Here is a 12,396-nt window from a genome sequence, read left to right as displayed (position 1 = left end):
CGGGGTTTTTTGTTATCTGACTACAGAATAACTGGGCTTTAGGCCCTTTTTTTATGTCTTGGGGGTGGGCTTGTCCACATTAGAGCAAAAATTAACAGAGATGATTACAGCGCCAGTTGAAGCCCTGGGCTACGAACTGGTCGGCATCGAATTTATTCGTGGTCGCACATCCACACTGCGCATCTATATTGATAGTGAAGATGGCATCAATGTTGATGATTGTGCTGATGTGAGCCATCAGGTAAGCGCCGTGATGGATGTCGAAGACCCAATCACCGTTGCCTATAACCTGGAAGTCTCCTCTCCGGGTCTCGACCGTCCTCTGTTCACAGCTGAACACTACGTGCGTTTCCTGGGTGAAGAAGTCACGCTGGTTCTTCGTATGGCGGTACAAAACCGTCGTAAATGGCAGGGCGTTATCAAAGCGGTGGACGGTGAGATGATCACGGTCACAGTCGAAGGCAAAGATGAAGTGTTCGCGCTGAGTAATATCCAGAAGGCGAACCTGGTTCCCCACTTTTAACAGTCTGGATTGAGGTGAAAAGCCCGCGATGAACAAAGAAATTTTGGCTGTTGTTGAAGCCGTATCCAACGAAAAAGCGCTGCCACGCGAGAAAATTTTTGAAGCACTGGAAAGTGCGCTGGCTACAGCAACAAAGAAAAAATATGAGCAAGAGATCGACGTTCGCGTAGAAATCGATCGTAAAAGCGGTGATTTCGATACCTTCCGTCGTTGGGTAATCGTAGAAGAAGTTACTCAGCCGACCAAAGAAATTACGCTGGAAGCGGCACGCTTCGAAGACGAAAGTCTGAACGTGGGCGAATATGTTGAAGATCAGATTGAATCTGTCACCTTTGACCGTATCACCACCCAGACCGCGAAACAGGTTATCGTACAGAAAGTACGTGAAGCTGAACGCGCAATGGTTGTCGATCAGTTCCGCGAACACGAAGGCGAAATCGTCACCGGTGTGGTAAAGAAAGTAAACCGCGACAACATTTCTCTGGATCTGGGCAGCAATGCTGAAGCTGTTATCCTGCGTGAAGACATGCTCCCGCGTGAAAACTTCCGCCCAGGTGACCGTATTCGTGGTGTTCTGTACTCTGTACGCCCGGAAGCGCGCGGTGCGCAGCTGTTTGTAACCCGTTCCAAACCGGAAATGCTGATTGAGCTGTTCCGCATTGAAGTACCGGAAATTGGCGAAGAAGTTATCGAAATTAAAGCGGCTGCCCGTGATCCGGGATCGCGTGCGAAAATCGCCGTTAAGACCAACGACAAGCGTATTGATCCGGTCGGCGCCTGTGTTGGTATGCGCGGTGCGCGCGTTCAGGCGGTTTCTACCGAACTGGGCGGCGAGCGTATCGATATCGTCCTGTGGGATGATAACCCGGCACAGTTCGTGATTAACGCAATGGCGCCAGCAGACGTTGCTTCTATCGTGGTGGATGAAGACAAGCACACCATGGATATCGCGGTTGAAGCCGGTAACCTGGCTCAGGCGATTGGACGTAATGGTCAGAACGTCCGCCTGGCTTCACAACTGAGCGGTTGGGAACTCAACGTGATGACCGTTGATGACCTGCAGGCGAAGCATCAGGCTGAAGCACATGCAGCCATCGATACCTTCACCAAATATCTCGATATCGATGAAGATTTCGCGACCGTTCTGGTGGAAGAAGGTTTTGCGACGCTGGAAGAACTGGCCTACGTGCCAATGAAAGAGCTGCTGGAAATTGACGGCCTGGATGAACAGACCGTTGAAGCGCTGCGCGAGCGTGCTAAAAACGCACTGACCACTCTGGCACTGGCCCAGGAAGAAAGCCTCGGTGATAACAAACCGGCTGACGATCTGCTGAATCTGGAAGGATTGGATCGTGAGATGGCCTTCAAACTGGCGGCCCGTGGTGTTTGTACGCTGGAAGATCTCGCTGAACAGGGCATTGATGATCTGGCTGATATCGAAGGGTTGACCGACGAAAAAGCCGGTGAGCTGATTATGGCTGCCCGTAATATTTGCTGGTTCGGCGACGAAGCGTAATAAACTGTAGCAGGAAGGAACAGTATGACAGATGTAACCGTAAAAACGCTGGCTGCAGAGATACAGACTTCCGTGGATCGCCTGGTACAGCAATTTGCTGATGCCGGTATCCCGAAGTCTGCTGACGACTCTGTGTCCGCACAAGAGAAACAAACCTTACTGGCGCATTTGAACCGTGAAAACGGCTCAGCGCCGGATAAGTTGACATTGCAGCGTAAAACGCGCAGTACTCTCAATATTCCAGGTACCGGTGGAAAAAGCAAATCGGTACAAATCGAAGTCCGCAAGACACGCACCTTTGTGAAACGCGATCCGCAAGAGGCTGAACGCCTTGCCGCGGAAGAGCAGGCGCAGCGTGAAGCGGAAGAGCAAGCCCGTCGTGAGGCAGAAGAAGCTGCCAAACGCGAGGCGCAACAAAAAGCCGAACGTGAGGCCGCAGAACAAGCTAAGCGTGAAGCCGCTGATAAAGCGAAACGTGAAGCTGCGGAAAAAGACAAAGTGAGCAATCAACAGACCGACGATATGACTAAAACCGCCCAGGCCGAAAAAGCCCGCCGTGAAAATGAAGCCGCAGAACTGAAGCGTAAAGCGGAAGAAGAAGCACGTCGCAAGCTTGAAGAAGAAGCGCGCCGCGTAGCGGAAGAAGCTCGCCGTATGGCGGAAGAAAACGAGAAAAATGGTGTGAATAACGTTGAACCTGTCGAAGACACCAGCGATTATCACGTCACCACTTCTCAGCATGCTCGCCAGGCTGAAGACGAGAACGATCGTGAAGTCGAAGGCGGTCGTGGTCGTACTCGCAGCACTAAAGCAGCGCGTCCGGCGAAGAAAGGCAACAAACACGCTGAATCTAAAGCTGACCGTGAGGAAGCACGTGCAGCGGTTCGCGGCGGTAAAGGCGGTAAGCAGCGTAAAGGTTCCGCTCTGCAGCAGGGCTTCCAGAAGCCAGCTCAGGCCGTTAACCGTGACGTTGTGATCGGCGAAACCATCACCGTTGGCGATCTGGCGAACAAAATGGCAGTTAAAGGCTCTCAGGTCATCAAAGCGATGATGAAACTGGGCGCAATGGCTACCATTAACCAGGTCATCGACCAGGAAACCGCACAGCTGGTTGCCGAAGAGATGGGCCACAAAGTTATCCTGCGTCGTGAAAACGAGCTGGAAGAAGCGGTAATGAGCGACCGTGACACCGGTGCTGCGGCTGAACCGCGCGCACCAGTTGTGACCATCATGGGTCACGTTGACCACGGTAAAACCTCTCTGCTGGACTACATTCGTTCTACGAAAGTGGCCTCTGGCGAAGCAGGCGGCATTACTCAGCACATCGGTGCGTACCACGTTGAAACTGACAACGGTATGATCACCTTCCTGGATACCCCGGGTCACGCCGCGTTTACCTCCATGCGTGCTCGTGGTGCTCAGGCAACGGATATCGTTGTTCTGGTTGTTGCAGCAGACGACGGCGTGATGCCGCAGACCATCGAAGCTATCCAGCACGCGAAAGCGGCGGGTGTACCGGTGGTGGTTGCAGTCAACAAAATCGATAAGCCGGAAGCGGATCCGGATCGCGTTAAAAACGAACTGTCCCAGTACGGCATCATGCCGGAAGAGTGGGGCGGCGAGAGCCAATTCGTTCACGTTTCTGCGAAAGCGGGTACCGGTATCGACGAGCTGCTGGACGCTATCCTGCTGCAGGCCGAAGTACTGGAACTGAAAGCTGTGCGTAAAGGTATGGCGAGCGGTGCGGTTATCGAATCCTTCCTGGATAAAGGTCGTGGTCCGGTTGCTACCGTACTGGTGCGTGAAGGTACGCTGCACAAAGGCGACATCGTACTGTGTGGCTTCGAATACGGTCGCGTTCGTGCTATGCGTAACGAACTGGGTCAGGAAGTACTGGAAGCAGGTCCGTCCATTCCGGTGGAAATCCTCGGTCTGTCCGGTGTTCCGGCTGCAGGTGACGAAGTTACTGTCGTTCGTGACGAGAAGAAAGCCCGTGAAGTTGCACTGTATCGTCAGGGCAAATTCCGTGAAGTTAAACTGGCTCGTCAGCAGAAATCTAAACTCGAGAACATGTTCGCTAACATGACCGAAGGCGAAGTTCACGAAGTGAACGTCGTCCTGAAGGCTGACGTTCAGGGTTCTGTAGAAGCGATTTCCGACTCTTTACTGAAACTGTCTACCGACGAAGTCAAAGTGAAGATCATCGGTTCTGGCGTAGGTGGTATCACCGAAACCGACGCGACCCTGGCTGCGGCATCCAACGCGATTCTGGTTGGCTTCAACGTCCGTGCTGATGCCTCTGCACGTAAAGTTATCGAATCTGAAAGCCTGGATCTGCGTTACTACTCCGTCATCTATCATCTGATCGACGAAGTGAAAGCAGCGATGAGCGGCATGCTGTCTCCGGAGCTGAAACAGCAGATCATTGGTCTGGCTGAAGTTCGTGATGTGTTCAAATCACCGAAATTCGGCGCTATCGCAGGCTGTATGGTTACCGAAGGCACGATTAAACGTCACAACCCAATCCGCGTTCTGCGCGACAACGTGGTTATCTATGAAGGCGAGCTGGAATCCCTGCGTCGCTTCAAAGATGACGTTAACGAAGTCCGTAACGGCATGGAATGTGGTATCGGCGTTAAGAACTACAACGACGTTCGCGTTGGCGATATGATCGAAGTGTTCGAGATTATCGAAATCCAACGTACTATCGCTTAATCTTCGTCGTCTTTTGGGCCGCAATTTGCAGCCCAAAATCCTTAGAAGATGATTAGGTGTAGGCCGGGTAAGCGAAGCGCCACCCGGCAAGAAATTTAAAAAGGGGCTGATAGCCCCTTTTTTGTCTTTATTCTGGAGAATTTATTATGGCGAAAGAATTTGGTCGCCCGCAGCGTGTCGCGCAAGAGATGCAGAAAGAGATCGCACTTATCCTGCAACGCGAAATCAAAGACCCGCGTGTTGGCATGATGACCACCGTATCGGGTGTTGAGATGTCTCGTGATCTGGCATATGCCAAAGTATTCGTGACTTTCCTCAACGATCAGGACGAAGCTGCTGTGAAAAACGGCATCAAGGCACTGCAGGAAGCCTCTGGTTTTATCCGTTCTCTGCTGGGTAAAGCCATGCGTCTGCGTATCGTGCCTGAGCTGACCTTCTTCTACGACAACTCGTTGGTTGAAGGGATGCGCATGTCCAACCTGGTGACCAGCGTGGTGAAACATGACGATGAGCGTCGTGTGAACCCAGCGGACGACAGCAAGGAGGACTGATGAGTCGTCCTCGTCGTCGTGGTCGCGACATTCACGGTGTCCTGCTGCTGGATAAGCCGCAGGGCATGTCCAGCAATGATGTACTGCAAAAAGTAAAACGCATCTACAATGCCAATCGCGCAGGACATACCGGCGCACTGGATCCGCTGGCGACAGGCATGCTGCCTATCTGCCTCGGTGAAGCGACTAAGTTTTCACAGTATTTGCTGGATTCTGACAAACGCTATCGTGTGGTTGCCCGTCTGGGCCAGCGTACAGACACTTCCGATGCCGATGGGCAAATCGTGCAGGAGCGTCCGGTAACCTTCACCGCAGAACAACTGGCGAGCGCGCTGGAAACTTTCCGCGGCGATATCGAGCAGATCCCGTCAATGTATTCGGCGCTGAAGTATCAGGGTAAGAAGCTGTACGAATATGCGCGTCAGGGTATTGAAGTGCCGCGTGAAGCGCGACCGATTACCGTCTATGAGCTGCTGTTTATCCGTCACGAAGGTAACGAACTGGAGCTGGAAGTTCACTGTTCCAAAGGCACCTATATTCGCACCATTGTTGACGATCTGGGTGAGAAGTTGGGCTGCGGCGCGCACGTCACGTATCTGCGTCGTTTGACGGTCAGCAAGTATCCGGTGGATCGAATGGTGACGCTGGAACATCTGCGTGAGCTGGTTGAACAGGCCGAGCAGCAGAACATTCCGGCGGCACAGCTGCTTGATCCTTTGCTGATGCCAATGGACAGTCCAGCATCGGACTATCCTGTTGTTAATTTGCCTTTAACATCCTCGGTTTACTTTAAAAATGGTAACCCGGTACGGACGTCAGGTGCGCCGCTGGAAGGGCTGGTCCGCGTGACGGAAGGCGATGACGGCAAGTTTATCGGCATGGGGGAGATGGACGATGAAGGTCGTGTCGCCCCCCGTCGCCTGGTGGTTGAGTATCCTGCATAGCGCTCTCTGTCTTGCGATAAAAGGGCGCTGCGAGTAGAATACTGCCGCTTAACGTCGCGTAAATTGTTTAACAATCTACGCGACGTATACACAAAATCATTCGAGCTGCATCAAGGCGGCAAGTCTGAGAATTCTCAGGAGCTTACTTAGGTAAGTGACTGAGGTGAGCGGACGCAGCCAACGCAGAGTCAGTTTGAAGGATAAAGTGTATACACTGGGATAGCTGAATTAGAGATCGGCATCCTTTCATTCTTAACACTTTGGAGTTTTAAAATGTCTCTAAGTACTGAAGCTACCGCTAAAATCGTTTCTGAGTTTGGTCGTGATGCAAACGACACCGGTTCTACCGATGTTCAGGTTGCACTGTTGACTGCACAGATTAACCACCTGCAGGGCCACTTTGCAGAGCACAAAAAAGATCACCACAGCCGTCGTGGTCTGCTGCGCATGGTTTCTCAGCGTCGTAAACTGCTCGACTACCTGAAACGTAAAGATGTTGCACGTTACACCGCGCTGATCGAGCGTCTGGGTCTGCGTCGCTAATTCTTTCGAGTTTCAGAAAGAGGGGGCCTTCATGGCCCCTTTTTTCCAGCAGATGGCAGCAATTCGCTGGAAACTAATGTATTGTTGCTATGAATGATCTTCCGTTGCAGAGGTTCGCGCGGCTAATGAGAGGCTTTACTCATGCTTATGGGTTAGGGTTGTCATTAGTCGCGAGGATGCGCAGAAGATCGGGTATTAACGATGGCGCAAAATGTGCCGTCAAAAAAATAGAGAAAGGATATTATTTTGCTTAATCCGATCGTTCGTAAATTCCAGTACGGTCAGCATACCGTTACGCTGGAAACCGGCATGATGGCGCGTCAGGCGACTGCCGCTGTTATGGTTAGCATGGATGACACCGCGGTATTCGTTACCGTTGTTGGCCAGAAAAAAGCGAAACCAGGCCAGGACTTTTTCCCGCTGACCGTTAACTATCAGGAGCGTACCTACGCTGCTGGCCGTATCCCGGGTAGCTTCTTCCGTCGTGAAGGCCGTCCGAGCGAAGGCGAAACCCTGATCGCGCGTCTGATTGACCGCCCAGTTCGCCCGCTGTTCCCGGAAGGCTTCGTTAACGAAGTTCAGGTTATCGCGACCGTTGTTTCCGTTAACCCGCAGGTTAACCCGGACATCGTGGCAATGATTGGTGCATCTGCTGCGCTGACTCTGTCTGGTATTCCATTCAACGGCCCGATCGGTGCTGCACGTGTTGGTTACATCAATGACCAGTACGTACTGAACCCGACTCAGGACGAACTGAAAGAAAGCAAGCTGGACCTGGTTGTTGCGGGTACTGAAGCAGCCGTACTGATGGTTGAATCCGAAGCAGAACTGCTGAGCGAAGATCAGATGCTGGGTGCTGTTGTGTTCGGTCACGAACAGCAGCAGGTTGTGATTCAGGCTATCAACGAGCTGGCGAAAGAAGCTGGCAAACCGCGTTGGGACTGGCAGCCAGAAGCCGTCAACGAAGCGCTGAACGCACGCGTTGCCGCACTGGCAGAAGCTCGCCTGAGCGATGCTTACCGCATCACCGACAAACAAGAGCGTTATGCTCAGGTTGACGTAATCAAATCTGAAACCATCGCGACTCTGGTGGCTGAAGACGAAACCCTGGATGCTAACGAACTGGGTGAAATTCTGCATGCTATCGAGAAAAACGTTGTTCGTAGCCGCGTACTGGCAGGCGAGCCGCGCATCGATGGCCGTGAAAAAGACATGATCCGTGGTCTGGACGTGCGTACTGGCGTTCTGCCGCGTACCCACGGCTCCGCACTGTTCACCCGTGGCGAAACTCAGGCGCTGGTTACTGCGACCCTGGGCACCACTCGTGATGCGCAGAACCTTGACGAACTGATGGGCGAGCGCACTGACAACTTCCTGTTCCACTACAACTTCCCTCCGTACTGCGTAGGTGAAACCGGTATGGTCGGTTCTCCGAAGCGTCGTGAGATTGGTCACGGCCGTCTGGCGAAACGTGGCGTACTGGCAGTAATGCCGGAACTGGATAAATTCCCGTACACCGTTCGTGTGGTTTCTGAAATCACCGAATCTAACGGTTCTTCTTCCATGGCTTCCGTATGTGGTGCTTCCCTGGCGCTGATGGACGCAGGCGTGCCGATCAAAGCCGCCGTTGCGGGTATCGCGATGGGGCTGGTGAAAGAAGGCGACAACTTTGTTGTTCTGTCTGACATCCTGGGCGACGAAGACCACCTGGGCGATATGGACTTCAAAGTGGCGGGTTCCCGCGACGGTATCTCTGCACTGCAGATGGATATCAAAATTGAAGGTATCACCAAAGAGATCATGCAGGTTGCTCTGAACCAGGCTAAAGGTGCGCGTCTGCACATCCTGGGTGTGATGGAACAAGCGATCAACGCACCGCGTGGCGATATCTCTGAATTTGCTCCGCGTATCCACACCATCAAGATCAGCCCGGACAAGATCAAAGACGTTATCGGTAAAGGCGGTTCTGTTATCCGTGCTCTGACCGAAGAAACCGGCACCACCATTGAAATCGAAGATGATGGTACCGTGAAGATTGCTGCGACTGACGGCGAAAAAGCGAAATATGCTATCCGTCGTATCGAAGAGATCACCGCAGAGATCGAAGTAGGCCGTATCTACAATGGTAAAGTGACCCGTATCGTTGACTTTGGCGCATTCGTTGCCATCGGTGGCGGTAAAGAAGGTCTGGTACACATCTCTCAGATCGCTGATAAGCGCGTTGAGAAAGTGACCGACTACCTGCAGATGGGCCAGGAAGTACCGGTCAAAGTTCTGGAAGTTGATCGCCAGGGCCGTGTACGTCTGAGCATTAAAGAAGCAACTGAGCAGTCTCAGCCTGCAGGCGAACCGGAAGCTCCGGCAAGCCAGGGCGAGTAAGGTTGCCATTGCCCTCCGTGAAAGCGGAGGGCCTTTAACCCGGCAGGATGCCTTGTTAGCAACCGGGGAACCTGGACGTTCATTCAATCGTTGTCTTCGGGAGTGGGAAATGAAGCCTTTTTTGCGCTGGTGTTTCGTTGCGACAGCACTCACGCTGGCTGGATGCAGTAATTCCGCCTGGCGAAAGAGTGAAGTCCTCGCAGTACCATTGCAACCGACTTTGCAGCAGGAAGTGATTCTGGCACGTATGGAACAAATTCTTGCCAGTCGGGCTTTAACCGATGACGAACGCGCACAGCTTTTATATGAGCGCGGAGTGTTGTATGATAGTCTCGGTCTGAGGGCACTGGCGCGAAATGATTTTTCACAAGCGCTGGCAATCCGACCAGATATGCCTGAAGTATTCAATTACTTAGGTATATATTTAACGCAGGCAGGCAATTTTGATGCTGCCTATGAAGCGTTTGATTCTGTACTTGAGCTTGATCCAACTTACAACTACGCGCACTTAAATCGCGGTATCGCATTGTATTACGGCGGTCGCGACAAGTTAGCGCAAGATGATCTGCTAGCGTTTTATCAAGACGATCCCAATGATCCTTTCCGTAGTCTGTGGCTTTATCTTGCCGAGCAGAAGCTCGATGAGAAGCAGGCTAAAGAAGCGTTGAAGCAACGCTTTGAGAAATCGGATAAAGAGCAATGGGGATGGAACATTGTCGAGTTCTACCTGGGCAACATTAGTGAAGCAACGCTGATGGAACGCCTGAAGGCGGACGCAACGGATAACACCTCGCTCGCTGAGCATCTCAGTGAAACCAACTTCTATTTAGGTAAGTACTACCTAAGTCTGGGGGATTTGGACAACGCTACGGCATTGTTCAAACTGGCGGTGGCTAACAACGTTCATAACTTTGTCGAGCACCGATACGCATTGTTGGAATTATCGCTCCTGGGCCAGGACCAAGATGACCTGGCAGAATCGGACCAGCAATAGCTGACGTACACATCAGCCCGTAATCTTTTTTGATTGCCATCACCTTCACGGGTGAGGGCGTTGTTGTTCGTTAATACACCTACTTTGAGCCGGTTCACACTTTTCAATGAAAATTGCAGATCAATTTCATGATGAGTTATGTAGACTGGCCGCCATTAATTTTGAGGCACACGTACTACATGGCTGAATTCGAAACCACTTTTGCAGATCTGGGCCTGAAGGCTCCTATCCTTGAAGCCCTTAACGATCTGGGTTACGAAAAACCATCTCCAATCCAGGCAGAGTGCATTCCGCATCTGCTGGGCGGCCGCGATGTTCTGGGTATGGCCCAGACAGGTAGCGGCAAAACTGCAGCGTTCTCTTTACCGCTGCTCAACAATCTTGATCCTGAGCTGAAGGCACCTCAGATTCTGGTGCTGGCACCGACCCGCGAACTGGCGGTTCAGGTAGCAGAAGCCATGACGGATTTCTCTAAACACATGCGCGGCGTGAATGTGGTTGCCCTGTACGGCGGCCAGCGTTATGACGTGCAATTACGTGCCCTGCGTCAGGGACCACAGATCGTCGTCGGTACGCCGGGCCGTCTGCTGGATCACCTGAAGCGCGGGACTCTGGACCTCTCCAAACTGAGCGGTCTGGTACTGGACGAAGCTGACGAAATGCTGCGTATGGGCTTCATCGAAGACGTTGAAACCATCATGGCGCAGATCCCGGAAGGTCATCAGACCGCTCTGTTCTCTGCAACCATGCCGGAAGCGATTCGTCGTATTACCCGTCGCTTTATGAAAGAGCCGCAGGAAGTACGCATTCAGTCCAGCGTTACCACCCGTCCTGACATCAGCCAGAGCTACTGGACTGTGTGGGGCATGCGTAAAAATGAAGCGCTGGTGCGTTTCCTGGAAGCAGAAGATTTTGATGCGGCGATTATCTTCGTTCGTACCAAAAATGCGACCCTGGAAGTGGCAGAAGCGCTGGAGCGTAGCGGTTATAGCAGCGCTGCACTGAACGGCGACATGAACCAGTCCCTGCGTGAGCAGACTCTGGAACGTCTGAAAGATGGCCGCCTGGATATCCTGATTGCTACCGACGTTGCGGCCCGTGGCCTGGACGTTGAGCGTATCAGCCTGGTTGTTAACTACGACATCCCGATGGATTCCGAGTCTTACGTTCACCGTATCGGCCGTACCGGTCGTGCGGGTCGTGCTGGCCGTGCGCTGCTGTTCGTTGAGAACCGTGAGCGTCGTCTGCTGCGTAACATCGAACGCACCATGAAGCTGACGATTCCGGAAGTAGAACTGCCGAACGCAGAACTGCTGGGCAAACGCCGTCTGGAAAAATTCGCCGCTAAAGTACAGCAGCAGTTGGAAAGCAGCGATCTGGATCAGTACCGTGCTCTGCTGGCGAAAATGCAGCCGGAAGAAGAGCTGGATATCGAAACGCTGGCAGCCGCACTGCTGAAAATGGCTCAGGGCGAACGTCCGCTGATCCTGCCGCCAGATGCACCAATGCGTCCGAAACGCGAATTCCGCGATCGTGATGACCGTGGTCCGCGCGATCGTAACGATCGTGGCCCTCGTGACCGTAATGACCGTGGTGGTGAAGATCGTCCGCGTCGTGAACGTCGTGACGTTGGTGACATGCAGCTGTACCGCATTGAAGTGGGCCGTGATGACGGTGTTGAAGTTCGTCATATCGTTGGCGCGATTGCTAACGAAGGCGATATCAGTAGCCGTTACATCGGTAACATCAAGCTGTTTGCTTCCCACTCCACCATCGAGCTGCCGAAAGGTATGCCGGGCGACGTGCTGCAGCACTTTACCCGTACTCGCATCCTGAACAAGCCGATGAACATGCAGTTGGTTGGCGATGCAGTTCCGCACACCGGTGGTGAGCGTCGTGGCGGTGGCCGTTTCAGCGGTGAGCGTCGTGAAGGCGGTCGCGGTGAAGGTCGTGGCTTTAGCGGTGAGCGTCGTGAAGGCGGTCGTGGCGATGGTCGTCGTTTTAGCGGCGAACGTCGTGAAGGCAACCGTGGTCCGCGTCGTGACGATTCTTCTGCACCGCGTCGTGATGACTCCGCTGGTCGTCGTCGTTTCGGCGGTGACGCATAAGTTTCGCTGCGTAAAGTAATATATACAGCCCCGATCTCAACAATCGGGGCTTTTTTTGTTTCATTTGTACTCATGTACTGGTACAGTGCAGCACATTGAGATGTAGTCACAATATAAATGACT

Annotated in this window: 10 protein-coding genes; all 10 read left to right on the top strand. The window is 52.8% G+C overall.

Features of this window, described 5'->3' with window-relative positions; translation table 11 throughout:
- Window positions 1-70 precede the first annotated feature (70 nt).
- Window positions 71-523, top strand: a complete 453-nt coding sequence (gene rimP / locus C2U41_RS19475) for a ribosome maturation factor RimP (RefSeq protein ID WP_003024996.1) — start codon at window positions 71-73, stop codon at window positions 521-523.
- 28 nt (window positions 524-551) lie between these two features.
- Complete coding sequence (gene nusA / locus C2U41_RS19470; RefSeq protein WP_003024992.1) at window positions 552-2,039, top strand: transcription termination factor NusA; 1,488 nt, start codon at window positions 552-554, stop codon at window positions 2,037-2,039.
- A gap of 24 nt (window positions 2,040-2,063) precedes the next feature.
- A complete protein-coding gene (gene infB / locus C2U41_RS19465; RefSeq protein ID WP_003844847.1) occupies window positions 2,064-4,754 on the top strand; it encodes a translation initiation factor IF-2 in 2,691 nt (896 codons plus the stop codon).
- A 146-nt stretch (window positions 4,755-4,900) separates the two neighbouring features.
- Window positions 4,901-5,305, top strand: a complete 405-nt coding sequence (rbfA, locus tag C2U41_RS19460) for a 30S ribosome-binding factor RbfA (protein ID WP_003024988.1) — start codon at window positions 4,901-4,903, stop codon at window positions 5,303-5,305.
- Window positions 5,305-6,249 (top strand): tRNA pseudouridine(55) synthase TruB, encoded by a 945-nt coding sequence (gene truB, locus C2U41_RS19455; RefSeq protein WP_003024986.1) that lies wholly within the window; start codon window positions 5,305-5,307, stop codon window positions 6,247-6,249. Before rbfA ends, truB begins: the two co-directional genes overlap by 1 nt.
- A 273-nt stretch (window positions 6,250-6,522) precedes the next feature.
- The gene (rpsO, locus tag C2U41_RS19450) at window positions 6,523-6,792 is read left to right on the top strand and encodes a 30S ribosomal protein S15 (protein ID WP_000059465.1); all 270 of its coding nucleotides are present in this window, start codon (window positions 6,523-6,525) and stop codon (window positions 6,790-6,792) included.
- A gap of 246 nt (window positions 6,793-7,038) precedes the next feature.
- Window positions 7,039-9,171, top strand: a complete 2,133-nt coding sequence (gene pnp, locus C2U41_RS19445) for a polyribonucleotide nucleotidyltransferase (protein ID WP_003024984.1) — start codon at window positions 7,039-7,041, stop codon at window positions 9,169-9,171.
- A gap of 109 nt (window positions 9,172-9,280) precedes the next feature.
- Window positions 9,281-10,165 carry a lipoprotein NlpI gene (gene nlpI / locus C2U41_RS19440; RefSeq protein WP_003024982.1) on the top strand — a complete coding sequence of 295 codons (885 nt, stop codon included), beginning with the start codon at window positions 9,281-9,283 and terminating at the stop codon, window positions 10,163-10,165.
- A 106-nt stretch (window positions 10,166-10,271) separates the two neighbouring features.
- Window positions 10,272-10,352, top strand: a complete 81-nt coding sequence (yrbN, locus tag C2U41_RS29360; RefSeq protein ID WP_010723222.1) for a protein YrbN — start codon at window positions 10,272-10,274, stop codon at window positions 10,350-10,352.
- Window positions 10,345-12,273, top strand: coding sequence for a DEAD/DEAH family ATP-dependent RNA helicase (locus C2U41_RS19435; RefSeq protein ID WP_003839970.1), 1,929 nt, complete (start codon window positions 10,345-10,347; stop codon window positions 12,271-12,273). Before yrbN ends, C2U41_RS19435 begins: the two co-directional genes overlap by 8 nt.
- Window positions 12,274-12,396: the final 123 nt, after the last annotated feature.

It is taken from the genome of Citrobacter freundii complex sp. CFNIH4, from assembly GCF_002934505.1.
Taxonomy (GTDB): domain Bacteria; phylum Pseudomonadota; class Gammaproteobacteria; order Enterobacterales; family Enterobacteriaceae; genus Citrobacter; species Citrobacter freundii.
This window is presented reverse-complemented; position numbering and strand designations above follow the sequence as displayed.

Bases quoted from the DNA above. Each gene is read 5' to 3' on its own strand.
- nusA (WP_003024992.1), top strand. From the start codon at position 552: ATGAACAAAGAAATTTTGGCTGTTGTTGAAGCCGTATCCAACGAAAAA.
- infB (WP_003844847.1), top strand. From the start codon at position 2,064: ATGACAGATGTAACCGTAAAAACGCTGGCTGCAGAGATACAGACTTCC.
- rbfA (WP_003024988.1), top strand. From the start codon at position 4,901: ATGGCGAAAGAATTTGGTCGCCCGCAGCGTGTCGCGCAAGAGATGCAG.
- truB (WP_003024986.1), top strand. From the start codon at position 5,305: ATGAGTCGTCCTCGTCGTCGTGGTCGCGACATTCACGGTGTCCTGCTG.
- rpsO (WP_000059465.1), top strand. From the start codon at position 6,523: ATGTCTCTAAGTACTGAAGCTACCGCTAAAATCGTTTCTGAGTTTGGT.
- nlpI (WP_003024982.1), top strand. From the start codon at position 9,281: ATGAAGCCTTTTTTGCGCTGGTGTTTCGTTGCGACAGCACTCACGCTG.
- yrbN (WP_010723222.1), top strand. From the start codon at position 10,272: ATGAAAATTGCAGATCAATTTCATGATGAGTTATGTAGACTGGCCGCC.
- C2U41_RS19435 (WP_003839970.1), top strand. From the start codon at position 10,345: ATGGCTGAATTCGAAACCACTTTTGCAGATCTGGGCCTGAAGGCTCCT.